The organism is Cupriavidus oxalaticus, from assembly GCF_004768545.1.
In the GTDB taxonomy this organism is placed as follows: domain Bacteria; phylum Pseudomonadota; class Gammaproteobacteria; order Burkholderiales; family Burkholderiaceae; genus Cupriavidus; species Cupriavidus oxalaticus_A.
On sequence record NZ_CP038634.1, the window covers coordinates 500,625 to 526,850 of the forward strand.

25 protein-coding genes are annotated in these 26,226 nt (G+C 69.7%); 15 read left to right on the plus strand and 10 right to left on the minus strand.

The window, feature by feature from the left end:
* Position 1: 1 nt before the first annotated feature.
* Positions 2–1,756 carry an IlvD/Edd family dehydratase gene (locus E0W60_RS02205; RefSeq protein WP_135702875.1) on the minus strand — a complete coding sequence of 585 codons (1,755 nt, stop codon included), beginning with the start codon at positions 1,754–1,756 and terminating at the stop codon, positions 2–4.
* Positions 1,757–2,014: 258 nt separating this feature from the next.
* Between E0W60_RS02205 and E0W60_RS02210 the strand changes: the two genes are divergently transcribed.
* The 3 genes from E0W60_RS02210 to E0W60_RS02220 all read left to right on the plus strand — a co-directional run bounded on the left by E0W60_RS02210 (position 2,015) and on the right by E0W60_RS02220 (position 4,463).
* Complete coding sequence (locus E0W60_RS02210; protein WP_133094446.1) at positions 2,015–3,049, plus strand: Bug family tripartite tricarboxylate transporter substrate binding protein; 1,035 nt, start codon at positions 2,015–2,017, stop codon at positions 3,047–3,049.
* A gap of 214 nt (positions 3,050–3,263) precedes the next feature.
* Complete coding sequence (locus E0W60_RS02215) at positions 3,264–4,142, plus strand: NAD(P)-dependent oxidoreductase (RefSeq protein ID WP_135702876.1); 879 nt, start codon at positions 3,264–3,266, stop codon at positions 4,140–4,142.
* A gap of 144 nt (positions 4,143–4,286) precedes the next feature.
* The gene (locus E0W60_RS02220) at positions 4,287–4,463 is read left to right on the plus strand and encodes a glycine zipper 2TM domain-containing protein (protein WP_029046952.1); all 177 of its coding nucleotides are present in this window, start codon (positions 4,287–4,289) and stop codon (positions 4,461–4,463) included.
* A gap of 121 nt (positions 4,464–4,584) precedes the next feature.
* Here the strand turns inward: E0W60_RS02220 and E0W60_RS02225 are convergent, their stop codons facing one another.
* Both E0W60_RS02225 and E0W60_RS02230 read right to left on the minus strand, forming a co-directional pair.
* The gene (locus E0W60_RS02225) at positions 4,585–5,415 is read right to left on the minus strand and encodes a glycosyltransferase family 2 protein (protein WP_135702877.1); all 831 of its coding nucleotides are present in this window, start codon (positions 5,413–5,415) and stop codon (positions 4,585–4,587) included.
* A 28-nt stretch (positions 5,416–5,443) separates the two neighbouring features.
* Positions 5,444–5,704: a phosphopantetheine-binding protein gene (locus E0W60_RS02230; protein WP_133094443.1), complete on the minus strand. Its 261-nt coding sequence runs from the start codon at positions 5,702–5,704 to the stop codon at positions 5,444–5,446.
* 279 nt (positions 5,705–5,983) lie between these two features.
* On the opposite strand from E0W60_RS02230, the gene E0W60_RS02235 reads away from it, so the two are divergent.
* The 9 genes from E0W60_RS02235 (at position 5,984) to E0W60_RS02275 (ending at position 16,095) form a co-directional block, all read left to right on the plus strand.
* The gene (locus tag E0W60_RS02235; protein ID WP_240745817.1) at positions 5,984–6,763 is read left to right on the plus strand and encodes an acyl carrier protein; all 780 of its coding nucleotides are present in this window, start codon (positions 5,984–5,986) and stop codon (positions 6,761–6,763) included.
* A gap of 22 nt (positions 6,764–6,785) precedes the next feature.
* Positions 6,786–8,501, plus strand: coding sequence for an AMP-binding protein (locus E0W60_RS02240; RefSeq protein ID WP_135702878.1), 1,716 nt, complete (start codon positions 6,786–6,788; stop codon positions 8,499–8,501).
* Positions 8,495–9,472 carry an acyl-CoA synthetase gene (locus tag E0W60_RS02245; protein WP_133094441.1) on the plus strand — a complete coding sequence of 326 codons (978 nt, stop codon included), beginning with the start codon at positions 8,495–8,497 and terminating at the stop codon, positions 9,470–9,472. The genes E0W60_RS02240 and E0W60_RS02245 overlap by 7 nt, the downstream gene beginning before the upstream one ends.
* The gene (locus E0W60_RS02250) at positions 9,469–10,152 is read left to right on the plus strand and encodes a LolA-related protein (RefSeq protein ID WP_371703881.1); all 684 of its coding nucleotides are present in this window, start codon (positions 9,469–9,471) and stop codon (positions 10,150–10,152) included. The genes E0W60_RS02245 and E0W60_RS02250 overlap by 4 nt, the downstream gene beginning before the upstream one ends.
* Before the next feature lie 14 nt (positions 10,153–10,166).
* Entirely contained in the window at positions 10,167–12,647 is a 2,481-nt protein-coding gene (locus tag E0W60_RS02255; protein ID WP_135702879.1) for an MMPL family transporter, read from the plus strand.
* Positions 12,644–13,528, plus strand: coding sequence for a polysaccharide deacetylase family protein (locus E0W60_RS02260; protein ID WP_135702880.1), 885 nt, complete (start codon positions 12,644–12,646; stop codon positions 13,526–13,528). Before E0W60_RS02255 ends, E0W60_RS02260 begins: the two co-directional genes overlap by 4 nt.
* Positions 13,529–13,577: 49 nt before the next feature.
* The gene (locus tag E0W60_RS02265) at positions 13,578–14,780 is read left to right on the plus strand and encodes a beta-ketoacyl-[acyl-carrier-protein] synthase family protein (protein WP_135702881.1); all 1,203 of its coding nucleotides are present in this window, start codon (positions 13,578–13,580) and stop codon (positions 14,778–14,780) included.
* A 9-nt stretch (positions 14,781–14,789) separates the two neighbouring features.
* Positions 14,790–15,614: a beta-ketoacyl synthase chain length factor gene (locus tag E0W60_RS02270; protein WP_135702882.1), complete on the plus strand. Its 825-nt coding sequence runs from the start codon at positions 14,790–14,792 to the stop codon at positions 15,612–15,614.
* A gap of 70 nt (positions 15,615–15,684) precedes the next feature.
* Positions 15,685–16,095, plus strand: coding sequence for a 3-hydroxylacyl-ACP dehydratase (locus E0W60_RS02275; protein WP_371704068.1), 411 nt, complete (start codon positions 15,685–15,687; stop codon positions 16,093–16,095).
* An 18-nt stretch (positions 16,096–16,113) separates the two neighbouring features.
* Here the strand turns inward: E0W60_RS02275 and fahA are convergent, their stop codons facing one another.
* From fahA to E0W60_RS02295, 4 genes are all read right to left on the minus strand, one after another.
* A complete protein-coding gene (fahA, locus tag E0W60_RS02280) occupies positions 16,114–17,376 on the minus strand; it encodes a fumarylacetoacetase (RefSeq protein WP_135702883.1) in 1,263 nt (420 codons plus the stop codon).
* A gap of 25 nt (positions 17,377–17,401) precedes the next feature.
* Positions 17,402–18,721 carry a homogentisate 1,2-dioxygenase gene (gene hmgA / locus E0W60_RS02285; protein WP_133094435.1) on the minus strand — a complete coding sequence of 440 codons (1,320 nt, stop codon included), beginning with the start codon at positions 18,719–18,721 and terminating at the stop codon, positions 17,402–17,404.
* 42 nt (positions 18,722–18,763) lie between these two features.
* A complete protein-coding gene (locus E0W60_RS02290) occupies positions 18,764–20,473 on the minus strand; it encodes an FAD-dependent oxidoreductase (RefSeq protein WP_135702884.1) in 1,710 nt (569 codons plus the stop codon).
* A gap of 452 nt (positions 20,474–20,925) precedes the next feature.
* Positions 20,926–21,312: a helix-turn-helix domain-containing protein gene (locus tag E0W60_RS02295; protein WP_133094433.1), complete on the minus strand. Its 387-nt coding sequence runs from the start codon at positions 21,310–21,312 to the stop codon at positions 20,926–20,928.
* 337 nt (positions 21,313–21,649) lie between these two features.
* Here E0W60_RS02295 and E0W60_RS02300 point away from each other — a divergent pair, with 337 nt between their 5' ends.
* From E0W60_RS02300 to E0W60_RS02310, 3 genes are all read left to right on the plus strand, one after another.
* Positions 21,650–22,255, plus strand: coding sequence for a TetR/AcrR family transcriptional regulator (locus E0W60_RS02300; RefSeq protein ID WP_135702885.1), 606 nt, complete (start codon positions 21,650–21,652; stop codon positions 22,253–22,255).
* 186 nt (positions 22,256–22,441) lie between these two features.
* Positions 22,442–23,425 (plus strand): alpha/beta fold hydrolase, encoded by a 984-nt coding sequence (locus E0W60_RS02305; RefSeq protein ID WP_135702886.1) that lies wholly within the window; start codon positions 22,442–22,444, stop codon positions 23,423–23,425.
* A 14-nt stretch (positions 23,426–23,439) separates the two neighbouring features.
* Entirely contained in the window at positions 23,440–23,769 is a 330-nt protein-coding gene (locus tag E0W60_RS02310; RefSeq protein WP_133094430.1) for a DUF2917 domain-containing protein, read from the plus strand.
* A 121-nt stretch (positions 23,770–23,890) separates the two neighbouring features.
* Here the strand turns inward: E0W60_RS02310 and E0W60_RS02315 are convergent, their stop codons facing one another.
* From E0W60_RS02315 to E0W60_RS02325, 3 genes are read right to left on the minus strand one after another with little or no spacing between them, the layout of a single operon-like run.
* On the minus strand, positions 23,891–24,232 hold the full coding sequence (locus E0W60_RS02315) for a DUF3325 family protein (RefSeq protein WP_135702887.1): 342 nt from the start codon (positions 24,230–24,232) through the stop codon (positions 23,891–23,893).
* Positions 24,216–25,838, minus strand: coding sequence for a PepSY-associated TM helix domain-containing protein (locus E0W60_RS02320; protein ID WP_167884541.1), 1,623 nt, complete (start codon positions 25,836–25,838; stop codon positions 24,216–24,218). The genes E0W60_RS02315 and E0W60_RS02320 overlap by 17 nt, the downstream gene beginning before the upstream one ends.
* Entirely contained in the window at positions 25,835–26,158 is a 324-nt protein-coding gene (locus E0W60_RS02325; RefSeq protein WP_135702889.1) for an iron uptake protein, read from the minus strand. The genes E0W60_RS02320 and E0W60_RS02325 overlap by 4 nt, the downstream gene beginning before the upstream one ends.
* Positions 26,159–26,226: the final 68 nt, after the last annotated feature.

The window sequence follows — 26,226 nt, forward strand, 5'->3', positions numbered from 1 at the left end:
CTCAGCGCTGGTGCGGCACGGTATCGACGGTCTGCGTCGCGCGCAGGAAGTCGAAGTCGACGCCCTGGTCGGCCTGCGTCACGGTCTCGAGGAACAGCTTGCGGTAGCCGCGCTCGGCGCGCGGGCGCTCCACCGGCTGCGCCGCGGCGCGGCGGGCCAGTTCGGCGTCGTCGACCAGCAGCGTCAGGTCGCGCTCGCGCACCGACAGGCGGATGCGGTCGCCGCTGCGCACCAGCGCCAGCGGACCGCCGATGGCCGCTTCGGGCGTCACGTGCAGCACGATGGTGCCTGCCGCGGTGCCGCTCATGCGGCCGTCCGAGATGCGCACCATGTCCTTGACCCCGGCGCGCGCCAGCTTGCGCGGGATCGGCATGTAGCCCGCTTCGGGCATGCCGGGCGCGCCGGTGGGTCCGATGCGCTTGAGCACCAGGATATCGTCGGCCTTGACGTCGAGCGCTTCGTCGTCGATGCGCAGCGCCATGTCCTCGGCGTTCTCGAATACCACGGCGCGGCCCTCGTGCTCCATCAGCACCGGATCGGCCGCGGACTGCTTGATGATGGCGCCGCCCGGCGCCAGGTTGCCGCGCAGCACGGCCAGGCCGCCGGCCGGGTAGATCGGGTCGGCCGCTCTGCGGATCACGTCCTGCTCGAACGGCGGCGGCGCGGCGTCAAGCTCTTCGCCAAGCGTGCGGCCGGACACGGTCAGCGTGTCCAGGTGCAGCAGCGGACGCAGCTCGCGCAGCAGCATGGTCATGCCGCCGGCCTTGTGGAAGTCCTCCATGTAGTGCTGGCCGGAGGGCTTGAGGTCGACCAGCACCGGCGTCTCGCGGCTCATGCGGTCCAGGCCCGCCAGGTCGATATCGATGCCGAGGCGGCCGGCAATGGCGGTCAGGTGCACGATGCCGTTGGTCGAGCCGCCGATCGCCAGCAGCACGCGCAGTGCGTTCTCGAAAGCCTTGCCGGTCAGGATGCGGTCCGGCGTCAGGCGCGCCTTGGCCATCGCCACCGCCGTGGTGCCGGTGCGCTCGGCCACGCGGATGCGGTCGGCCGTCACCGCGGGCGCCGAGGCACCGCCGGCCACCATCATGCCAAGCGCCTCGGTCACGCACGCCATGGTGCTGGCCGTGCCCATCACCGAACAGCTGCCGACGCTGGCCACCAGCTGGTTGTTGACGTCGGCGATCTCGGCGGCATCGATCTCTTCGGCACGATAGCGGCCCCAGTAGCGGCGGCAGTCAGTGCAGGCGCCCACGCGCTCGCCACGATGCGCGCCGGTGAGCATCGAACCGGTTACCAGCTGGATCGCCGGCACCCCGGCCGAGGCCGCGCCCATCAACTGCGCCGGCACGGTCTTGTCGCAGCCGCCGATCAGCACTACCGCGTCCATGGGCTGCGCGCGGATCATTTCCTCGGTGTCCATCGACATCAGGTTGCGCAGGTACATGCTGGTCGGCGCGGAAAAGCTCTCGTGCACCGAGATGGTCGGGAAATCCACCGGCAGGCCGCCGGCCAGCATCACGCCGCGCCGGACCGCGTCGATCAGCTGCGGCGCGTTGCCGTGGCAGGGGTTGTAGCTGCTGCCGGTGTTGACGATGCCGATCACCGGCCGCGACAGCGCGTCGTCGGTATAGCCGGCGCCCTTGATAAAGGCCTTGCGCAGGAACAGCGAGAAGCCGGTGTCGCCGTAGTTGGTCAGGCCCTTGGCCAGGCCTTGCGGTCGGGTGGCGTCGGGCTTGCTGGGGTCGTTGGCGGACATGAGGGCTATCTCCAATGAAATTATTGATAATCGATGGCCGGAAGCTTAGCGGCCAATGCTGGCGTAGCGCAAGCCCGGCATCGCACCGCATTAATTGATTCAATCCAGAGATCAGTCGATAGAAAAATACGGATTCATCAATCAAGCGGCCCGGCCTACACTTGGCCCCGATAACGAGCCGGGCGTCATCCGCCGGCGGCCACCCGCCGCCCGCCGATCCATTCCCATTCCAACGATTTCCCGGCACAGGAGACCCACATGCCTGGCATTTCGCCCACGGCCGCCCGCGCCACCACAGCGGCGCGCCGCACCCCTCGCCGCTCCATCCTGGTCGCTTCTCTCGCATTTGCCGGCATGCTGCTCGCCCCGGCTTGGGGCATGGCCGCGGACGCCTATCCCGCCAAGCCGATCCGGCTGGTCGTGCCCTACCCGCCCGGCGGCGCCACCGACGTGATCGGCCGCACGCTGGCCCAGCGCCTGTCCACCACGCTCGGCCAGCAGGTGGTGGTCGACAACCGCGCCGGCGCCGCGGGCAATATCGGCGCCGAGCTGGTCGCCAAGTCGCCCGCCGACGGCTATACCCTGCTGCTGGGCGCGCTCACCAGCCACGCCATCAACGCCGCGCTGTACAAGAGCCGCGTGCCTTACGACCTGGAGAAGAGCTTCGCGCCGGTGTCGATCGTCGGCACCGTGCCGCTGGTGTTCGTGGTCAATCCGTCGGTCAGCGCCAGCAGCCTGCCGCAACTGGTCTCGCTGGCAAAATCCAGGCCCGGCGCCATCACCTTCGCCTCGGCCGGCAACGGTTCTCCGCAGCACCTGGCCGGCGAGATGTTCAAGCGCATGGCCGGCGTGGAGATGCTGCACGTGCCATACAAGGGCAGCGGCCCGGCCATGACCGACCTGATCGGCGGTCAGGTGCTGAGCATGGTCGAGACCGTTCCCGCGGCCCAGGCCTACGTCAAGACCGGCAAGATCCGCGCCCTGGCGGTGGCCTCGTCCGAGCGCGTCAGTGCGCTGCCCGACGTGCCGACCGCCACCGAAGCCGGACTGAAAGACTTCGAAGTCAGCTCGATGTTCGGCATCGTCGCTCCGGCGGGCACGCCGGCGCCGGTGATCGACCGGCTCAGCGGCGACCTGAAGAAGATCCTGGCAGAGCCGGAAGTCCAGGCCACGCTGCTCAAGCAAGGGGCGATTGCCACGTGGACGACGCCGGCGCAGGCGAGTGCGCGGATCAAGGCCGAGGTCGGCAAGTGGAATACGGTGATCCGGGAGGCGGGGGTGAAGCCGGAGTAGTCATTGGATGCAGTCCGAATACCCAGGACATGGGTTTTTCCGGGTTAGCAGTGACATGGGTATGAATGCCTCCCTCGTCACTCTGTTATGCCCCGCATTCCGCCCTGCTGTATCTGTGCCCCGCCTGCTCCCGCCCGTATACTCTGGGGGCCGGGCGCGGCCCTAGCCCGCGCCTCACCGATTCCACAAACAGATCAAGCAACGGAGCAGCAGCATGCGTGTCGCATTTCTCGGCCTGGGCGTCATGGGTTTCCACATGGCCGGCCACCTCGCCGCCAAAGGGCACGAGGTCACGGTCTACAACCGCACCGCCGCCAGGGCGCAGGCCTGGGTCGGGAAGTTCGGCGGCAAGGCGGCAGCGACGCCGGCACTGGCGGTGCGCGACGCACAGGTGGTGTGCTCCTGCGTCGGCAATGACGACGACCTGCGCGCGGTGCTGACCGGCCCCGATGGCGCCTTCTTCGGCGCGCCGAGCGGCTGCATTTTCGTCGACCACACCACGGCCAGCGCCAATGTCGCGCGCGAGCTCTATGCCGCGGCCGGCGAGCGCGGCCTGCACTTTGTCGACGGCCCGGTCTCGGGCGGCGAAGTCGGCGCGGAAAAAGGCATCCTGACCATCATGTGCGGCGGCGATGCCGACGTCTACGCGCGCGCCGAGCCGGTCATCGCCGCCTATGCCCGCGCGGTGACCCGCATCGGCGAGGCCGGCGCCGGGCAACTGGCCAAGATGGTCAACCAGATCAGCATTGCCGGCCTGATCCAGGGCCTGTCGGAGGCCATCGCCTTCGGCGAGCGCGCCGGGCTGGACATGCGGCTGGTGCTGGATGTCATCAGCAAGGGCGCCGCCGGCTCCTGGCAGCTGGAAAACCGCGGCCCCACCATGATCGACAACAAGTTCGATTTCGGCTTCGCGGTGGACTGGATGCGCAAGGACCTGGGCCTGTGCCTGGACGAGTCGCGCCGCAACGGCGCCGCGCTGCCGGTGACGGCGCTGGTCGACCAGTTCTATGCCGACCTGCAGCAGATGGGATGCGGCCGCGCCGACACCTCGTCGCTGATCAAGCGCCTGCGCCAGCACGCGAAGGACGCCTGAGGTAGCGCCAGCACTACCTGCCGTCGTCCGATTCCTACAGCGATTTCGGCGCGTGCCTGAAAGGCCGCCGGCCGGACCGTGCCTAAGCTGGACGCATGGGCCGGTCCACCCGGGCCAGCCCGGCAATGATGCAGGAGACCCATCATGTGGAAACTCGCAGGCGCACTCCTGATAGGCGCAAGCATGGCGCTGGCTGGTTGTACCGCAGCGGGCGCAGTGGCCGGCGGCGTGGCCGGCCATGAACTGACCGACGGCAGCACGGCCGGTACCATCGGCGGTGCCGTGGTTGGCGGCGTGATCGGGCACGAACTGGGCAAGTAACTGGGCAAGTAATAGTCGCCAGTTTCGCGCGGATCGATGATCGGACACGCGCAGGAACGGAAATGCAGGAAGGCCGCATTGCGCGGCCTTCTTTGCTTTGGCCATTGGCCGGCGGCCGTGCTCAGCGCAGATGCCGGGGCGCCGCCTTGCCGGCAAGGCGCAAGCGCCGCCACAGCAGCACCGGCAGCCGCACCGCGCAACCCGCCAGCAGCCGCAGGTGCATCCCGGTCAGCAGCAGGTTGTCACGCAGGTAGCGGAAGTGCGAGACACCGCCTTCGCCCCGTGCAAAGTAGCGCACCGGTGCCGCCACATTGATAGGGCGCACACCGCGCCAGCACAGGCGGACCGCCGCTTCGGGATCGAAATCGAAGCGCCGCATCCAGCGCGTCTCGCGCATCACCGCGCGCAGCGGCGCGATCGGGTAGACGCGGAAGCCATAGAGGGAATCGCCGATCCCGGCCCAGAGGGTCTCGACATCGGCCCAGAAATTGGACATGCGCCGCCAGTAGACCCGTTCGCGGGGCGCGCTGGCGTCGAAAACCGGCCGGCCCAGCACCATCGCGTCCGGCTCGCGCTGCGACAGGGCCATGAACTCCGCAATCAGGTGGGCCGGATGCTGGCCGTCCGAATCCATGACCAGCACATGGGTGAAGCCCTCGGCCGCCGCGGCTTCGATGCCGTGCAGCACAGCAGCGCCCTTGCCCTGGTTGGTGGGCAGCGTCAGCACGCGCAGCGCCGGGTCGGTGGCGGCTTCGGCCCGCAGCCAGCGTTCGCTGCCATCGGTACTGCCGTCGACCACGACCCATACCGGCGCCCACGCCGCGCGCGCCGCCTGCAGCGTGCCGTGCAGGCGGGTGCCGGGGTTGTAGCTGGGGATCAGCACCAGGTGGGAACGGTGCGCTGCGTCGGCGCCCGGCGCGGGCGCAGGGAGTGGCGTGGCATGCTGGGGCATGTCGCGCTCCGGTTCCCGGGTGGCGGGGTTAGCTGGCGCGCTGCGCCGCGACGTAGCCGGCAAGGCTGCCGAGCGACGCGAAAATGGTCTTGTTGTCGGGGTTGTCCGAACGCAGTTCGACCCCGTACTTGCGCGACACCAGCAGGGCAATCTCCAGGATGTCGATGGAGTCCAGCCCGAAGCCTTCGCCGTACAGCGGCGTGTCGGCGGTGACCTCTTCCAGTCGCAGGTCTGCGATGTCGAGTTCGTCGATGATCAGGCGGGCGAGTTCGGTTTCAAGTTCGGTCATGTTGAAGCAGAGGGGGCCGCCGCGGCACGCAGCCGGTCCGGATCGTCCCGGCGCGCCGTGGGGGCCAGCCGATGCTACCAAAGGCCCCGATGGCGGGCTAGCCGAGAGAAGTTTGGTAACAACATCAACAGGGCTTTGGGGAATCCTGGCACCGCGTAGGGGGTCTTTTAAGGTATAAAGCGTTCGCTTCGCAGTCTGGCGCACACTCGCGGACTTTGGATTTCGCCGGTTTTCGGCCTCAGCCTGAAGCGCCGCTTGCTACACATGATAACGACACAAATGATGTCCTCGAGCCAATCGTCTTCCCTCCCCGCCCGTGCCCGGCCCGTCCAGGACGCACGGGTCGAATCCGCGAGTACGCCGCACGCCTCGGCCATCGGCGGCGGCCGTGGATGGCTCGTCGGGGTCGCCGGGTTCGTGATCTATGAATGCGCGCTGCATTATGCCGCGCATCGGCCGGGAGCAGAAGTCGTCGCATTGCTCCTGGGGATCCTCCCGTTCCTGGCGCTCGGTTTCCTGGCCGTGCTGCGCACCGCCGGACGCAAGCCGGCACTGTTCGCACTGGTCGCGGCATGCGTGGCGCTCTGGCTCTGGCGAGTGCCGCTGTCGCACCATTTTGGCTGGACATACCTGTTGCAGCACGCCGGCGTCAACGTGGCGCTTGGCGTGATGTTCGGCCTGACCTTGCGCGACGGCCACACCCCGCTGTGCGCACAGATCGCCACGGCCCTCCATGGCGAGCTGACGCCGGCGCACGCCCGCTATGCGCGGCGCGTGACGCAGGCCTGGACCCTGTTCTTCGCGGCCGTGGCCGGCGCCTCCACGCTGCTGTTCGTGCTGGCTCCAGTGGCGGCGTGGTCGAACTTCGCCAACCTCGCCACCCCTTTGCTGATCGCCGCGATGTTCGCTGCCGAAGCGGCATGCCGCCGCATCGCCTTCCCTGGCATGCGCCACGGAGGCCTGCTCGATGCGGTGCACGGTTACCGCGCCGTGATGGCTGCCCGGGCAGCCCGGGCCGCGCGCGCAGTGACGCCGGCCGCCACCGCCATGCCGCGCTGACGCGCGCCGCATCGCATCCGCCATGACTGCGATCCCGCTCGTCGCGCACGCCTCCCCTGCCGCCACCCTCGCGTGGGTGCAGGGCCGGCCGGTCACCGTAGGCAGGTTCCTGGCCGACGTGGCGCAGCTTGCCGCCGCGCTGCCGGCCGGCGGCCATGTCTTCAACGCCTGTACCGACCGCTATCGCTTCACCGTCGGGCTGTGCGCGGCGCTGCTGCGGGGCAAGGCTACACTTCTGCCGTCGTCGCAAACCCCCGAGACGGTGCGCCAGCTGTGCGCATTCGCACCCGATGCCTTCTGCCTGCAGGACCAGCCGGCCGCGCCGATGGCAATGCCGGTGTTCGACTACCACCAGGGCGTCGCTGCGGCCCCGGATGCGGCCGAATTCACCGACGTGCCGTCGTTTCCTGCCGACCGCGTGCTGGCCTACGTCTTCACCTCCGGTTCGACCGGCACCCCGGTGCCACACCGCAAGACCTGGGGCGCGATGGCCCGGGGAGCGCGCGCCGCCGCGCAACGGCTGGGCCTGTGCGACGGGCGCGCATGGACGCTGGTCGGCACGGTGCCGCCGCAGCATATGTTCGGCCTGGAGGCCACCGTCATGCTGGCACTGCAGGGCGGCGCCGCTCTGGCGTCGGCACCGGCGTTCTACCCGGCCGACGTCCGCGACGCACTGGCCGGAGTGCCCGCGCCGCGCGCGCTGGTCAGCTCGCCGGTACACCTGCGCACGCTGGTGCACGCGGACATGGCCATGCCCGCCGCCGACCTGCTGTTGTGCGCCACTGCCCCGCTCGGCCGCGATCTGGCTGCCGCTGCGGAAGCGCTGTTCCACGGCCCGTTGCGTGAAATCTACGGCAGCACCGAGACCGGCCAGCTTGCCACCCGCCGCACCGCGCAGGAAGACATCTGGACGCTGGTGCCCGGCGTCCGGCTGCAGCCGCGTACGGCGGACGGCGCAGCAGACACCATGACCTGGGCCGAGGGCGGGCATATCGAGCAACCGGTGGCGCTCGGCGATGCCATCGAACCGCTGGATGCGGGGCACTTCCTGCTGCACGGCCGCAAGGGCGACCTGCTCAATATCGCCGGCAAGCGCACCTCGCTGGCCTACCTTGACCACCAGCTCAATGCCATCGACGGCGTGCAGGACGGCGCCTTCTTCATGCCCGGCGACAGCCACGAAGGCGATGCACAGGGACACGTGGTGCGGCTGGTGGCAGTCGTCGTGGCGCCGGGCGTGACCCCGGCGGCGATCCTGCAGGCGCTGCGCGAGCGCATCGACCCCGCCTTCCTGCCGCGCCCGCTGCTGTTCGCCGAACGCCTGCCGCGCAATGCCGCCGGCAAGCTGCCGCGCGACACGCTGGCGGCGCTGGTGGCGCAGTTGTCCCGCGCGCGGGATGTCGCAGCGGCCCTGTCCGCCTTTGTCATCGACGCCGGCCACCCCGCCATGGCCGGCCATTTCCCCGGCAATCCGATCGTGCCCGGCGTAGTGCTGCTCGACCACGCCTTGCTCGCGCTCGGGTCCGCACTTGAGCGGCCGCTGGTGCCCACGCAGGCCGGGACGATCAAATTCCTCAGCCCCGTGCGCCCCGGAGAACGGGTCGAAATCGAACACGACGCCGAGCCGGCCACGGACGGCAGCGAACGCTTGCGCATCACGCTGCGCAGCGCGGGACGCGAAGTGGCCAGCGGCACGCTGCAACTGCGCGCCGCTACTTCGGAGGGCGGGCCATGCTGACCTGGCTGTGGAAGCGGCAAGCGCCGGTGGAGGCCGCCGACTGGTCCCGGCACAAAGAGCGCAGCAACATCCCGCTGCTGCGCGTCATGACGTGGATCTCGCTGGCGCTGGGACGTCCGGCCGGGCGCGTGGTGCTGCGCCTGATCGCGGCCTATTTCACGCTGTTCTCGCCGGCGGCGCGCCATGCCTCGCGCGCCTACCTGGACCGCGCGCTGGGCCGCGAGGCCAACTGGATCGACGGCTACCGGCATGTGCTGACCTTTGCCTCGACCATCCACGACCGCATCTACCTGCTCAACGGCCGCTTCGACCTGTTCGACATCCGCCTCCACGGCGAAGACCTGCTCGAAGCCGCCATGGCGCGCGGCCGCGGCGCGATCCTGCTGGGCGCGCACCTGGGCAGCTTCGAGGTCGTGCGCGCGCTCGGCCGCCAGCATCCGGACATGGAAGTGGCCATCACCATGTACGAGGAAAACGCGCACAAGCTCAACGACGTGCTGCAGTCGATCAACCCCGCCATGCGCCAGGACGTGATCGCACTGGGCCGCTTCGATACCATGCTGCGCGTGCGCGACTACCTCGACCGCGGCTACATGATCGGCATGCTGGCCGACCGCACCCTGTCGCAGCGTGCCACCGATCCGGTGCAGCAATGCGATTTCCTCGGCGCGCCCACCGGGTTCCCGACCGGGCCGTTGCGCATGGCCGCCATGCTGCGCCGGCCGGTGTTCTTCATCACCGGGCTGTATCGCGGCGGCAACCGCTACGATGTCCATTTCGTGCCGCTGGCGGACTTCTCGCAGACCGCGCGCGGCCAGCGCGAAGCCGCGGTGCAGTCGGCACTGGACGGTTATGTGCGGCTGCTGGAGAAATTCAGCCGCAAGGCGCCGTACAACTGGTTCAACTTCTATGACTTCTGGCACGCCGGCCCGCCGCTCTCCGAGCAGCCGCCACCGGGCAACGAGCCATGAGCCATGACCTCCCGAGCGTTGTGAAAGCCTTCGACACTGATCCGATCTGTTCCGCCAGGCGCGTTGTCCGCCGGTTGCTGCCGCTGCTGCTGGCAGGCGTTGCGTTCGGCATCGCGGTGCCAGGCAGCGCAGCCGCACCGCCCGCGCCTGCCGCAGCACAGGCCGCGCCCGCCTTCGGCGTCGACCAGCTGATGTCCACGCTGGCGCAGCGCAAGTCAGGCCGGGTCCGCTTCACCGAGACCAAGTACCTGGCGATGCTGGCCAAGCCGGTGCAGTCTTCCGGCGAACTGCTTTTCACCGCGCCCGACCACCTGGAGAAGCGCACCGTATCGCCCAAGGCAGAAAACATGGTGCTCGACGGCGACATGCTGACGGTGGAGCGCGACGGCAAGCGCTTTACCATGCCGCTGCAGAACTACCCCGAGCTGGCGGCCTTTATCGAAAGCATCCGCGGCACGCTCGCCGGCAACCGCCACACGCTGGAACGCTACTACAAGCTCGGCCTGGAAGGCCGCGCCAGCCGCTGGACGCTGACGCTGACGCCGGCGGACTCGCGCATGGCGGCAGTCGTCAGCCAGGTGCGCATCGACGGCAGCCAGGACGCACTGGACCGTGTCGAGATCCGCCAGGCCGACGGCGACCGCTCCGTCATGACGATCCGGCCCGCCGGCCGCCCATGAGCGCAGCCTCCGGCATGCCCCCCTCGTCCCCCACGCCACCCACGCGCCCCTCGGCCCCGCGGCGCTTCACGCTGCCCGGCGCGCGCCTGGCGCTGGCGCTGTGGCTGGTCGCGCTGCTGGCGTGCGCGGCGGTGGTCAGCCGCACCAGCTTCACCGCCGACCTGTCCGCCTTCCTGCCGCGGCTGCCGAGCGCCGAGCAGCAGTTGCTGGTCAGCCAGTTGCGCGACGGGCTGGTCTCGCGGCTGATCCTGGTCGGCATCGAAGGCGGCGACGCCGATGGCCGCGCGGCGGTCTCGCGCGCGATGGCGGCGCAGTTGCGGCGCGATCCGCGCTTCACCGCGATCCAGAACGGCGAGCCGTTGAACCAGGACGCCGACCGCAAATACGTCTACGAACACCGCTACCTGCTCAGCCCGACAGTCACGCCGGAGCGTTTCAGCGAGCACGGCCTGGCGCATGCCGTGAACGATTCGTTCGAGCTGCTGGCCTCGTCGGCCGGCCTCTTCACCAAGGCACTGCTGCCCCGCGACCCCACCGGCGAGGTCGCCGCGCTGCTGACTCAGCTCGACGCCGGCCAGCGCCCCCAGCTGCATGCCGGCGCCTGGACCTCGCGCGACGGCAAGCGCGCGGTGCTGCTGGCGCAGAGCGCGGCCTCGGGTTCGGATACGGACGCGCAGGCGCAGGCCATCGACGCAATCCGCGATGCCTTTGCCAAGGCCGCGGCAAACGGCCCCTATCAGCTCGCGATGACCGGCCCCGGAGTCTTCTCCGTCAAGTCGCGCGACACCATCCGGCACGACGTCGAGCGCCTGTCGACCATCGGCGTGGCCATCATCGTCACGCTGCTGCTGGCGGTCTACCGTTCGGTGCCGCTGCTGGTGCTGGGGCTGGTGCCGGTACTGAGCGGCGCGCTGGCCGGCATCGCGGCGGTGAGCCTGGGTTTTGGCGGCACCGTGCACGGGCTGACGCTGGGCTTCGGCACCACGCTGATCGGCGAGGCGGTCGACTATTCGATCTACCTGTTCGTGCAGTCGGCGCAATACACGCGCAACGGCCAGCGCGACAACCGCGCCTGGCTGGGCGGGTTCTGGCCCACGGTGCGGCTGGGCGTGCTGACCTCGGTGTGCGGTTTTGCCTCGCTGCTGCTGTCGGGCTTTCCGGGACTGGCGCAGCTTGGGCTGTATTCGATCGCAGGGCTCGCGACGGCGGCGCTGGTGACGCGCTTCGTGCTGCCGCAGCTGGTGCCCGCCACGCTGCACCTGCGCGACGTGACGCCGCTGGGACGCCGCCTGGCATGGCTGGCCGAGCGTGCCCACCGGCTGCGCTGGCTGGTGCTCGTACTGGTGGTCGCGGCAAGCACCGTGCTGGCGATGCATCGCGGCACGCTGTGGGGCCGCGAGCTGGCCGGGCTGAGCCCGGTGCCCGCGAGCGAACAGGCCCTCGACGCCTCGCTGCGCGCCGACCTGGGCGCGCCCGACGTGCGCTTCCTGGTGGTGCTGTCCGGGCCCGACCAGGAAAGCGTGCTGCAGGGCGCGGAGCGCGTGGCCCACGAACTCGACCCGCTGGTGGCGCAGAACTTCATCGGCGGCTATGAAAGCCCCGCGCGCTACCTGCCCAGCGACGCGACCCAGCGCGCGCGCCAGGCCAGCCTGCCGCCGCCCGCCGAGCTGGCGCAGCGGCTGCGCGCGGCCGTCGCCGGCCAGCCGGTGCGCGCCGACCTGTTCGCACCGTTCCTGGCCGAAGCCGAGCAAGCGCGCGCGGGCCCGCTGCTGCGGCGCGAAGACCTGCGCGGCACGTCGATGGCGCTGGCGGTCGATGCGCTGCTGACGCATCGCGACGGGCGCTGGAGCGCGACGCTGCCGCTGCGCGCCCCGGCCATGGCAAATGCCGCCAAGGGTAGCGGCGACGGCGTCGACAGTGCCGCGGTGCGCGCCGCCGTTGCCCGCGCCGACGTGCCCGATACGCTGTTCGTTGACCTCAAGGGCGAGTCCGACCGCCTCTACGCCGGCTACCTGCGCGAGGCGCTGCTGCTGTCGCTGGCGGGCCTGCTGGCGATCGTGGCGCTGCTGGCGATCGCGCTGCGCTCGCCGCGCCGCGTGGCGGCCACGGTACTGCCGCTGGCGGCCGCCGCGGTGGTCGTGCTGGGCGGGCTGGCCGCACTGGGCCAGCCGCTGACGCTGCTGCACCTGGTGGGCCTGTTGCTGCTGGTGGCAGTCGGCTCGAACTACGCGCTATTCTTCAATGGCGCTTCAGCGGGCCAGCCTGGCGCGGCCCATTCGCCGCACACGCTGGTCTCCCTGCTGCTCGCAAACCTGACGACGGTGTCCGCCTTCGGCCTGCTGGCGCTGTCGAGCCTGCCATTGCTGCGGGCGTTCGGCCTGACAGTCGGCCCCGGCGCCATCCTGGCGCTGTGGTTCTCGGCAATCCTGGCGCGGCCCGCCACCTCCGGCAATGCCGGAAATGCCGGGACCGGTCAGGCCGGGAGTACGACATGAACCGCTTTTCCGCATCCGGCGGCGCCTGGCACGACACGCCGCCAAGCCGCCCGTGGCGCCCCAGCCCGCTGCTGTATGGCGCAGCCGCGGTCCACGTGGCCGGCATCGGCGCCATGCTCACGCATCCCGGCAGCATCGTCCCCGCATTGGCAGGCATTGCCGCCACCCACGCGGCGATGTGCGCCGGCGGCTTGTGGCCGCGCAGCACGTGGCTGGGGCCAAACCTGCTGCGGCTGCCGCCGTCGGCACAGGATTGCGTCGCGCTGACCTTCGACGATGGTCCCAATCCGGCGCTGACGCCGCGCGTGCTCGACCTGCTCGACCGGCACGGCGCGCGCGCCACCTTCTTCTGCGTCGGCGAGCGCGCCGCGGCGCATCCGGCGCTGGTGCGCGAGATCGTGCGCCGCGGCCATGCGGTGGAAAACCACAGCATGCATCACCGCCTGCATTTCTCCGTTTTCGGACCGGGCCGGATGCTGCGCGACATCGGCGCGGCGCAGCAGGTGCTGGGCGACCTCACCGGGCAGGCGCCGCGCTTCTTCCGCGCGCCGGCCGGGCTGCGCAACCCGTTCCTGGAACCGGTGCTGTGCCGCCTCGGGCTCCAGCTGGCGGCGTGGACGCGACGCGGCTTCGATACCCGCTCCGGCGACATCGCGGCGCGCGTGGAACAACGCCTGACCGGCAAACTCGCGGGCCGCGACATCCTGCTGCTGCATGACGGCAATCCCGGCTTCGATCCGGCCGGCAATCCGCACTGCACGACGGTGCTGCCGCCCCTGCTTGCCGCCATCGACCGGGCGGGCCTGCGCTGCGTGACGCTGTGCGCAGCGATGGAATCAGGGCATGCCGACAGCGGTACCGGACAGTCGCCGACAAACTGACCGGCCCCGGCTTGTTACAATTAGACCACCCCCAAGATTCCGCAAAGCCTTGTCTCCGCTACTGTTTTCCCACTTCACGGCCACCAGCTGCATCGGTACCGGCGCAGACGCGACTTTGTCGGCACTGCGCGCGCGGCGTGGCGGCCTGGCTCCGTGCCAGTTTGGCGACGTGCGCCTGGACACCTATGTCGGTGAAGTACCCGGACTGGATGCGGTGACGCTGCCTGCGCACCTGTCGCACTTCGACTGCCGCAACAACCGCCTGGCATGGCTTGGGCTGGAAGCAGACCATTTCGCCGAACGCGTACGCGAGGCCGCGGCGCGCTATGGCGCGGACCGCATCGGTGTCTTTCTCGGCACCAGCACCGCCGGCGTGCTGCAGACGGAACTGGGCTATCGGCAGCGCGATCCAGATACCGGTGCGCTGCCGGCGGGCTTCCACTACGGCGGCACGCACAACCCCTATTCCCTGCCGGGCTTCGTGCGGGAGTATCTCGGCGTTGGCGGCCCGGCAGCGGCGGTTTCGTCGGCATGCTCGTCCGGCGCCAAGGTCTTCAGCTCGGCCCGGCGCATGATCGAAGCAGGATTGATCGACGCGGCCGTCGTCGGCGGCGTCGATTCGCTGTGCCACACCACGCTGTATGGCTTCAATTCGCTGGAGCTGCTGTCGGCGCAGCCGTGCCGCCCGTACGACGTCGCGCGCAACGGCATCTCGATTGGCGAGGGCGCGGCCTTCGGGCTGCTCGAGCGCGCCCCGGATGCGCCGGATGCCGATGCCATCCTGCTGGCCGGCATCGGCGAGTCGAGCGACGCCCACCATATGTCGACCCCGCACCCGGAAGGGCTCGGTGCCCGCCTGGCGATGGAACAGGCGCTGGCCAGCGCCGGCATCGCTGCCGCACAGGTCGGCTACGTCAACCTGCATGGCACCGCCACGCGCAGCAACGACGCCGCCGAGGCGCTGGCCATGGCCGCGGTGCTGCCCGGTACGCCATGCAGTTCGACCAAGGGCGCGACCGGCCATGCGCTTGGCGCCGCCGGCGCACTGGAGGCCGTGATCTGCGCCCTGGCATTGCGCCATGGCCTGCTGCCGGCCGGCATCAACACCACGCAGCCGGATCCGGCGCTGGGCGTGAACTACCAGCTTATGAGCCGCGACGCGCCGCTGCGCTATGCCATGAGCAATGCATTCGGCTTCGGCGGTTCCAACTGCAGCCTGCTGTTCGCGCGCGCGGACGCGGCGTTTCACTGAGCCAGCGCCATGCCGCAACCCGCTTTGCACCCCGTTTTTATCGAAAGCATCGGCCTGCTCGGCCCGGGCATGAGTGGCTGGGACGCAGCGCGCGAAGTGCTGGCGGGCCGCGCGTCCTACACGCACGCGCCGACCGAACTGCCGCCGCCCGCAGGGCTGCCGCCCGCGGAGCGCCGGCGCACCGGCCCGACCGTGCGCCTGGCGCTGGGCGTGGGCCAGCAGGCCGTCGCCGCCAGCGGCCTCGATGCCGCGCAGCTGCCGACGATCTTTACCTCGTCGAGCGCCGACGGCCACAATTTCCACGCGATCTGCGAAGCGCTGGCCGAGCCGGATCCGCTGATGTCGCCGACGCGCTTCCACAACTCCGTCCACAACGCCACCGCCGGCTACTGGGCGATCGCGGCCGGGGCGATGCGCACCTCCAACGTGCTGTGCGCGATGGACGGCAGCTTCGGCGCCGGCCTGCTCGAATGCGCGCTGCAGGTGGCGGGAGATGCCGAGCCCTGCCTGCTGATTGCCTACGACACCGGCTACCCCGAGCCGCTGCACAGCCATCGGCTCATCCCCGACCCGTTCGGTGTGGCGCTGCTGATGACGCCGCAGCCCACGCCGCAGACGCTGGCGCAGATCGAGGTCTCGCTGACGCAGGCCGGCGCCGATACGATGCCGGATGCCGCGCTGGAAGCGCTGCGCAAGTCGGCACCGGCCGCGCGCGCGCTGCCGCTGCTGGCCGCCATCGCACGCGGCGACACCGGCACGGTGGTGCTCGATTACCTCGACAGGCTGCAGATCCGGGCCAATGTGGCCAGCCTCGGCACCGTGACCAGGGCCTGACGCCGTGAAGCTGCCCGCCTTCGTGCGCGACCGCGACTGGATTGCGGCGCGCATTCCGCACCAGGGCACGATGTGCCTGCTCGACGGTGTGCTGGACTGGGATGAAAACGTGGTGCGTTGCGTGTCCGGCACGCATGCGCGGGCGGACAACCCGCTGCGGGCGCAGGGACGGCTCGCGGCGGTCTGCGGCATCGAATACGCGGCACAGGCGATGGCCGTGCACGGCGCGCTGCTGGCGGCGCAGGAAGACAGCCCTTCGCGCCCGCGCTCCGGCTACCTGGCGTCGGTGCGCAAGCTCGAACTGCTGGTGGAGAGGCTGGACGATATCGACGCGCCGCTGCTGGTCGAAGCGCGGCGCGTCAGCGGCGAAGGCGCCAGCGTGCTGTACGCCTTCACCGTCAGCGCGGACGGGCGGAGCTTGCTGTCAGGCCGGGCAGCGGTGATTCTCGATGCCGCCCGGCATGGCTCGCACGCCGGCTGAAGTGCCGGCAGACGACCCTTAGCGAGCGGGCAGGATCTTGCCCGAGACCGTGCCGAAGCCGACGCGGTAGCCCTCGCCCTGGCAGTAGCCGGTCATGATCACGCTGTCGCCGTCCTGCAGGAAGCCGCGCTGGCTGCCGTCGGCCAGCGTCACCGGCTCGGCGCCATTGCGGGTCAGCTCCAGCATGCTGCCGTAGGAGTCCGGCGTGGTACCCGAGATCGTGCCCGAGCCCATCAGGTCGCCCACGCGCACATTGCAGCCCGACACCGTGTGGTGCGCCAGCTGCTGTGCCATGGTCCAGTACATCGCCTTGAAGTTGGTGCGGCAGATCGTGCTCGGCGCGGGCGCTCCTTCCGGCTGCAGCGAGACTTCCAGCGCAATGTCATAGGCGTTCTTGTCCTGCTGCTGCAGGTACGCCAGCGGCTGCGGCGATTGCTCGGGATTGTCGCGGCGGAACGGTTCCAGCGCGTCCATCGTCACCACCCACGGCGAGATCGAAGTGCCGAAGCCCTTGCTGTTGAACGGCCCCAGCGGCACGTATTCCCACTGCTGGATATCGCGCGCGCTCCAGTCATTGAGCAGCACCATGCCGAACATATGCGCCGGCGCGTCGGCCGTGCTGACGGGCTCGCCCAGCGCCGACTCCTTGCCGACGATAAAGCCCATCTCCAGTTCGAAATCCAGCTTGCGGCAGGCGCTGAACACCGGGCGCGCTTCGTTCGGCAGCTTGATCTGGCCGTTCGGGCGATGCAGCGGCGTGCCGCTCACCACCACCGAACTGGCGCGGCCGTTATAGCCGATGGGGATTTCCAGCCAGTTGGGCAGCAGCGCGTTGTCCGGGTCGCGGAACATGCGGCCGACGTTGGTGGCGTGTTCCTTCGACGAATAGAAGTCGGTGTAGCCGGGGATGTCGACCGGCAGGTGCAGCGCCGCGGCGGACATCGGCACCAGCGCCTTGTCGCGCAGCGCTGCGTTGTCGCGCAGCGCTGCGTCTTCGCCGGACAGCAGCGCGGTCAGGCGCTTGCGGGTTTCGGTCCAGGCGGGCTTGCCGAGGGCGATGAAGCGGTTCAGGGTCGTTCCGGCGAAAGTGCCCTTTGCTGCGGCGGGCAGAAGGCCGGCATCATCGAGCGCGGCCAGGTCGACGATCTGGTCGCCGATGGCGACGCCGACGCGCGGCGACTGGCCTTTGACGGAGAACACGCCGTAGGGCAGGTTCTGCAGCGGGAAGTGGGTCTGGCCGTCGTTGGCGCTGTCGATCCAGCTGGTTTGGGGGGCGGTCATTGGTTCACTCCAGGATTTGTCGGGTTCAGCGGACGTTCGGGTTGAAATGCTTCTTCAGGCCTTGCCAGCAGGTGTAGTACTCCTGCTGCAGCGAGGCCGACTGCGCCGCGTACGGCGTCGGGCGGATCACGCCCGGCGTCTCGAACATGAACGCCATGGTGTTCTCGATGTGGTGCGGCGTCGAGGTATCGGCGGCGCTGGCCTTCTCGAAGGTCTCGGCATCGGGCCCGTGGCCGCTCATGCAGTTGTGCAGGCTGGCGCCGCCCGGTGCGAAGCCCTCGGCCTTGGCGTCGTAGACGCCGGTGATCAGGCCCATGAATTCGCTGGCGATATTGCGGTGGAACCAGGGCGGGCGGAACGAATCCTGCATCGCCAGCCAGCGCGGCCCGAAGATGACAAAGTCGATGGTGTCCACGCCCGGGGTGTCCGACGGCGATTGCAGCACCAAAAAGATCGACGGGTCCGGGTGGTCGAAGCTGATCGAACCGATGGTGTTGAAGCGGCGCAGGTCGTACTTGTACGGCGCGTAGTTGCCGTGCCAGGCCACCACGTCCAGCGGCGAATGGCCGATCGCGGCGCGCCACAGGTTGCCCTGGAACTTCGCCACCAGCTCGAAATCGCCCTCGCGGTCTTCATAGCTGGCCACCGGCGACAGGAAGTCGCGCGGGTTGGCCAGGCCGTTGGAGCCGATCACGCCCAGGTCGGGCAGCTTGAACAGTGCGCCGTAGTTCTCGCAGATATAGCCGCGCGCCTCGCCATCCGGCAGCTCTACGCGGAAACGCACGCCGCGCGGGATCACGACGATCTCCTGCGGTTCCACTTCCAGGCGGCCCAGCTCGGTCACCATCAGCAGGCGCCCTTGCTGCGGCACGATCAGCATCTCGCCGTCGGCGTTGTAGAAGAAGCGGTCCTGCATCGACTGGTTGGCCAGGTACAGGTGGATGCCGCAGCCGCTCATCGCTTCCGGGCCGCCGTTGCCGGCCATGGTGACGATGCCGTCGACGAAGTCGGTCGGCACCGACGGCATCGCGGGCGGGCTCCAGCGCATCTGGTTGGGCGACGGCGGCACCTGGTCGAAACGGCTCAGGAAACGCGACTGCTCGACCAGCGTGAACGGCTGGTGCATCGACGCCGGGCGGATGCGGTACAGCCACGAGCGGCGGTTGTGCGCGCGCGGCGCGGTGAAGGCGCTGCCGGACAGCTGCTCGGCATAGAGGCCATAGGGCGCGCGCTGCGGCGAATTCTGGCCCACGGGCAGCGCACCGGGCAGCGCCTCGGTGGCGAATTCGTTGGCGAAGCCGGACATGTAGCCGTGCTCGGCGAGCTGGGTGTGCGTGAGGTTCATGGTGTCGTCAGCGTTGCGGTGTCGGTCGGGGTTCAGGGACTTCTAGTGCATCCGGCCGTTGGCTGGCAGGCAGAGGGCGCGCAACAGCGCGGCCTGCACGGCTTCGGCATCAAAGGTTCGCCAGCGGGCGCAGACGTGCTGGTCGGGACGGATCAGGTAGCAGGTGCCCGGGCGGCCGTCGTAGCGGCGCGCAGCCAGGCCTTCGGCGTCGCTCACATGGCGCGGGCCATCGGGCGGTGCAGCCGGCTGGCCCGGCGGCACCACGAACAGCAGGCGCACCGGCACCGCGGCCATTGCCAGCCGGCGGCGCGCATCGTCCGGGATCTCGCTGCCGTCGCCAAAGACCAGCAGCGTGAAGGCGTTGCCCAGTTCGCCCAGTTCGCCGAGCAGCCAGCCCGGCTGCGCCTCGCCGTGGCGCCGCAGCGGCGCATCCGCGCACGGCGCACCGGGCACCATCGCGCCCGCGAACACATCGCGATCCGGCGTGTTGAGCGGCGAATCCGCCAGCACCGTGGGCAGCGACAGCCGGCCGCTATTGACCAGCTGGCGCGCAAACGCGTGACGGCGCGCGAGGCGCAGCACGGCATCGCGGAAGGTGCGGCTCACGGCGCTCTTGGGCGTGATGAAATCGGTGGAACGCGTCGAGTGGCGGATGTTCTCGTCGGCGGCGGCCTCGCGCTCGCTGGCATAACTGTCGAGCAAGGCGTCGCCAGCGCGGCCGGCCAGCACCAGTGCCAGTTTCCACGCCAGGTTCTCGGCATCCTGAACGCCGCTGTTGGCGCCGCGCGCGCCGAACGGCGAGACGCGGTGCGCGGCATCGCCGGCGAACAGCACGCGGCCGTGGCGGAAGGCATCCATGCGCTGGCAGCAGAAGGTATAGACGCTGACCCATTCCAGCGTGAAGGCCACGCCATCGCCCAGCATGGCGCGGATGCGCGGGATCACGCGCCCGGGCTGCTTCTCGGTTTCGGGGTCGGCGTCCCAGCCCAGCTGGAAATCGAGCCGCCAGACATCGTCGGGCTGCCGGTGCAGCAGCGCGGAGCGGCCCGGGTTGAACGGCGGGTCGAACCAGAACCAGCGCTCGGCCGGGAACGGCGCCGCCATCTTCACATCGGCGATCAGGAAACGGTCGTGGAACACGCGGCCCTTGCTTTCCAGGCCAAGGCCCTGGCGCACCGCGCTGTGGGCGCCATCGGCGGCCACCACATAGCGCGCTTGCAGCACGTAGTCCCCATCAGGCGTCGAGACCGTCAGCGCGACGTTGTCCTGGGCTGGCGCAACGCCGGTGACGCGATGCCGCCAGCGGAGTTCAATGCCGGGCAGTTCGGCGGCGCGTTCGACCAGGAAGCTTTCCAGGTAGTACTGCTGCAGGTTGACGAAGGCCGGCCGGCGATGGCCGGCCTCTGGCAGCAGGTCGAAGCGGTACACCTGCTCGTCGCCGAAGAACACCTTGCCGACATGCCAGCTGACGCCCTTGGCCGCGACCCGTTCGCCGCAGCCGAGGCGGTCCAGGATATCCAGCGTGCGCTTGGCAAAGCAGATGGCGCGCGAGCCGGCGGCGAGCGTGTCGTCGTCATCCAGCACGACCACGGGAACGCCGCGCTGCGCCAGGTCGATCGCCGCGGTGAGTCCGACCGGCCCGGCGCCCACCACCGCGACGGGACGGATCGCATGCGCAGCCGCCGGCTGCGAGCGTTGCTCGGCGCCAGGCTGGTACGCGAAGGTGCGTTGCGGGTTGGTGGTGGTATCCACGGCGTCTCCATGCGGCGCTGCGCTGGCGCCCCGGGGACCCTTTGGCGGGCCCTGCCGGTCTGGGTGAGTTCGGTACGGAATTACGTAATCCGTAATTGATTTACCATATCGTAATCTCGCAAGACAGGCGTGTCAAACCCGTCTCGGCGAATGCGCAAGGTGGCGCACCCACTGGAGTTGTAGGCCGGAACCGGAAAAATGGAAAAGTGTGGCCTTCAACGCGCGTCAGGCTTGGACGCGGCAGTTAATGAAGTCGGGTAGAAAAATGCAGGCAATTACCGCGCGCAGGACCGCGGCGGCGTGATAGAGGCGCCGGGCGGCGCTAGCAGCGCCCGGTCGATGACAACCGGCGCGGAGCGAGGGCCGCGCCGCGCCGGTTGCGGGATGGTGGTCTGGAACGCCATCCGCCTGCGCCGGCCCGTGCAGACGTGGCCGGCCAGGCAGCGGCCGGTTCAGACCGGCTTGTGGCCTTCGCCCGTGCCGGAGCCGAAGCCGCCGCCCTGCGCCGGTGCCGCGGCGGGTGCCTGCGCACCGCCGGCGGCCGGCTGGCCGGCCATCGAGGCTGCCGTCACGCCGCCATTGCGGCTGGCGATAAAGGCGTTGACATCTGCTGCGAGATGCTGCGGGGCCAGCACCACTTCCAGGCCCAGCGCCTCGCAGGCAGCGAGGAATGTCGACATGCGGGGATCGGCTTGCCCCGATTCTGCCCGCAGGTAGGCTTCCCGCGAGATGCCCGCTTTTCGGGCGACGTCCTCTTGCTTGAGCTTGCGCGCGCGGCGCAGCGCCCGCAGTTGCCGGAACGGTTCGCTAGCGCCTCTTGGCACGGCTGTACTGTTCATGTCGGTCTCCAGTCACCAGTGAAAAAAAGTGCGCGGACGTGCATTCGAGTATAGAGCACGCAAAGCGTTCCGTATGTAACCGCCGAAACACTTTGTGCAGATTTCTTCCAAGTCCGCAATTCGCCTCTTGCCCCGGCCGGCAAACGGAAGGCAAAAGGCCGCATCCTGCACAACATCGTCGCAACGCAGGGAGACTAACGACCCTTGGCGGTTTGCGTTGACGTCACACGCTCTGTGTACGACGTTATGGCCTTCGCTGCACAACTTCGCAAGTCGGGGCAACTACCATGCATCCGGTTTCGTTGACAAACCGACCGGTCGTGCTATTCTCCACTGCATGCAAAAGGGACAACTCACCCGCCACGCCATCATCCAGCAGGCGCTCGATACCGCAACCAAGGTCGGCTTCGAGCAGCTCTCGCTGGCCACGCTTGCCGCGGACACCAATATGTCCAAGAGCGGCCTGTATGCGCACTTCAAGTCCAAGGAGGCGTTGCAGCAGGCGGTGCTGGACCTCGCCATCGAACGCTTCGGCGAAATCGTGGTGCGGCCGGCAATGCGCCACCCGCGCGGCATGCCGCGGCTGCAGGCCATGTTCGAGGGCTACCTGGAGTGGCTGGGCGGGACGGTGACGCAGGGCCGCTGCCTGTTCATGGCGCTGGGGCAGGAATACCGCGACCGGCCGGGCACGATCCGGGACCTGGTGGTGCAATCGCTGAAAGACTGGCACAGCACCGTGGCACGCATGGCGGCCGATGCGGTCGACGAAGGCCAGTTCGGCACGAGCGTGGAGCCGCGGCAATTTGCCTTCGAACTGTCCGGCATCGGCATGGCGTTCCAGCAGTCGTTCAAGCTGCTCGGCCGCGCCGACGCCGAAGCCATGGCGCGGCGTGCGTTTGGCGCCCTGGTGGCACGCGCCACCGAGGGCGCGACGCAGGTCTGAACGGAAACACCACGAAACAACATTGGCGCCGGCACTATCCAGCCGGCGGGCAACAACCTTCCGGCCGCTTTTTTATACCAAAAAAAGCACGACTGGTCGGTCCTAAAAATGCGCGCGGAAAGCCGCCGGCTGGCACCGGCTCCGATGATGCCGCGCCAATCCAGCAACCGATTGGAGGTGCAGGTCGTGACGCAAGCAGTCTCTTCCCCTTCCCCGGCGACTTCCGCCGCCGCTGCCCCCAATGCCAGGCCAGCGGGTAACGTACCCGCCGCTCTACCCGGCTGGCAGCGGCTGCGCTGGCAGGCGGGCAGCCTGGTATCGCCATCCGCGACCGCGCGTGCGCTCGAGCGCCTCTGGTTCTCGCCGCCGCGCGCCGCCCTGACGTCGGCGGCCCGCCGCTTCCTGGACAGCGCCCGCAGCGACTGGGCCCTGGTGACCGGTCACGGGCCCAGCCGCAGGGTGCGCGTCTACCGCTGGGGCGACTCCGGTCCGGTGGTATTGCTCGCCCACGGCTGGGGCGGCCATGCCGGGCAATGGCATGCGGTGGCCGACAGCCTGGTCGCAGCCGGAATGCGCGTGGTGGCCTTCGATGCGCTGTCGCATGGCGCTTCCGATGCGGGCACGCGCGGCGCGGCGCAGACCTCGGTGCTGGAAATGTCGCGTTCGTTGCTTGCCGCCGCCTGGCATGCCGGGCCGGTTCACGCCGTGGTGGCGCATTCGCTCGGCGGCGCGGCCACGGCGCTGGCGCTGCGCGAGGGCCTGCCGGCACGCGCGGCGGTGCTGGTCGGTTCGCCCGCCGATATGCACGCCGCGTGCGCGGCGCTGGCCTGGCAGCTCGGCATTGCGCCAGCGGTCCTGGCACGCATGCAGCGGCAGAGCGAGCGCTGGCTCGGCATGCCGTGGTCGGCGTTCAACGTACCGGAGATCGGGCGTTCGCGACCGGTGCCGCCGACGCTGGTGATCCACGACCGCGGCGACAAGGAGGTGCGCTGGGAAGACGGGGCCGCAATCGCCGGCGCCTGGCCCGGCGCCGAGCTGGTCACCACCGACGGGCTCGGCCATCGCCGCATCCTGCAGGACTCCGCCGTGATCGACCGGATCGCCGCCTTTGTCCGGCCCAGGGCCGCGGGCACAGTGACAGCCCCGGCGGCCGCCCTCGCAGTGAACTGAATCCGGAGGACATCATGTTCCTGGTAAGCAACGATATGACCGCCACCCTGCCCGCACGCAGTTCGCTGCGGCTGGTGGCCGATCCGGGCGAGCACGTCGCGGTGCGCTGCACCGAGGGCGAGCTATGGCTGATCCGTGACGGCGATCCGAAAGACACTTCCCTCGCCGCCAGCGAATCGTTTACGGTGCCGGAGGCTGGCACCGTAGATCTCTACGCCATCACCCGGGCCAGCGTGCGTGTCACGCGCTGCAGGACGGGAGCGGCCGGTGCGCGCGGCTGGCGGCACTGGCTTGCTCGTTTCCTGCCGATGCAACGTACCGCCTATTCGGGTACACACCGCTGAGCCCTGGACCATTCGTTGCCGGCAGGCACGCGCTTGCGCGCTGGCGGATGGTACGGATTTCAGGCGGTTAATTGCATTATTACCGACGGGTGACGTAGCGCCGCCCGCATCCAGCCCCGGCTCAGATCCGCAGCCTTGCCAGCACCGCGCGCGCGACCGGCTGCAGCCAGCCGCGCCGCCACGTGAGCGTGAAAGCGACCGCCATCGCACCGGCCATCATCGCCAGCGCCCACAGCAGCACGCCAAAGCCTGCGCCGTTGGCCGGCAGCGCGGCCGCGGCGCCCAGGGCCACCAGCGCCCAGGCCGCGCCGCGCAGGCGCCGGCGCGACCGATCCGGCAAATCGCCGCCCTGCCCCGACAGCTCGTTCCAGTGCCGCTCGGTGGCGCAGGCAAACAGCACGAAGGCGCCATACGCGCACAGCGCCAGCGCGATCAGCAACAGGTGGTCAAGCGCGTTCGGCATGCTCTGCCTCCTTCAGGTCTGATGCAGCCGCCGACCGGGCCGCTTCCACTTGCCCGACGCGGCGTGCCGTCGTCAGGGTGAGCGCGCCGGTCAGCAGCAGCGCGATATCGACACCCGCCACGGCAAACTGCCCGCGGGCCAGCGCCAGCGGCAGCCAGTCGCCGGTGGTCAGGCCGTTGCACACCGGCGCCGCCAGCGCCAGCACGGCGATCGCCAGGCATTGCTGCCGCCACGGCACCAGCGTGCGGCTGCCTGGCCGCATCGCCACGCGCGCGTGGATGGCCGTGGCCAGCCAGACCAGGAAGAACAACCCCGCCTCGATGAACTCGCGCGACGGCAGCGTCATCGGCAGCAGGCGATTGGCCACCATCATCGCCAGCATCGCGATCACCAGCCCGGTCGTCATGGCCGCGGTGACCGCGGCGGCCAGGCGCACGCCGCGCTCGCCATGGCGCGCATGGCGCTTGTCGAGCCAGTACAGCTGCCCCGTGCCAATCAGCACGCAACCGGCCAGACCGCCAAGGAAATACAGCCAGCGCAGCGGCCAGTGGTCGAAGGCGATGAAGTGCATGCCGGTCAGGAAGCGCTGCGTAGTCGCCGCGGGCTGCAGCGGCACGTGGTGCAGCAGCGCCCCGCTGGCGCCGTCGAAGTAGGCGGCGTCGTCCGCCAGGCTGACGCGGTCGCCCACCGAGCGGCTGACCTTGACCACCGCGTTGGCGTCGCCCGGGTTCCAGACGCGGATCGCCGCCGGCGCCGCCCCGCCCCAGCGCGCTCGCGCGGCCTCGACCATCGGCCCGAGCGGCGCCAGCGGCGCGGCCATGCCCGCAGCCGGTCGCGAATAGCCCGATACGGCCTGTTCGTAGAAGGCATTGGGCTGCTGGTACAGCGCGTCGATGCCGGCCGGGATCAGGATCATGTAGACGATGCAGATGCCGGAGAAGGAAATCACCGCATGGAACGGCAGCGCCAGCACGCCGGTCAGGTTGTGCAGGTCGAGCAGGCTGCGCTGCAATTGCTTGCGCGGCCGGAAGGTGAAGAAATCGCGGAAGATGCGCACATGCACGATCACGCCGGACACAATCGCCGCCAGCATCGCCATCGCCGCCAGCCCCACCAGCCAATAGCCGATGTTCCACACGCGCAGGTGCAGGTTGTAGTGCAGCGGATAGAAGAAGGACGATGCCCCCAGCGTGCCGACATCCGGCAGCAGCGCGCCGGTGCGCGGGTCGGCCAGGCGGATCTGCCCGCCGGCCGCGGCATAGCGCACGCGCGCGATCATCACCGGCGTGCGCGCCTCGGGCAGCGTCACGGCCCATTCGCGCAGCGGCTTGCCCGCAGCCAGCGCGTCCACGGCGCGCGGCACCACGGTGTCGATATCGATGACGGGCGGCGCGGCCTCGATGCGCGTGGCCGGCATCATCCAGCGGTCGATTTCCCGGTCGAATACCGCGACCGACCCCATAAAAAAGGCCACCATCAGCACGCCGCCGAGCAGCACGCCGATCCAGGTATGCGCCCAGGTCATCGCCTGGCGCAGCCCGCCTTCGTGGGCGGCGGTCTTGTTCGCCGCGGCGCGGCCATTGTTCTTGCGTAGGGTCTTGCTCACGCGAGCCGCTCCCCGAGCCATTGCGCCACGCCCGCGCCGATGCCCGCGCCCGCCAGCAGCACCAGCCACGTGCGCCACAGCCGCCGCGTCACCAGCGCCCACAGCGACATCATCGGGAACAGCAGGAAGGCGAACATCGAAAACCAGAGCACCGCTTCGCTGCGCGCCAAACCGAGGCGCCAGCCAAGCACGGCGCCACCGGCGGTGACGCCCCAGGTAAATGCGTAGCTGCCGGCCAGCGCGGCCAGCGCGCGGGCGGTCATCGCCAGCGCCGGGACCATGGCGCCGCGCGACGGCAGGGATGAGGGACTATTGGTCATTGGAATATCCTGCAACACGCGGCCGGCGTAGGGGTGCGGGCCTGCCGCAACGCCACGCCGGCATTGCG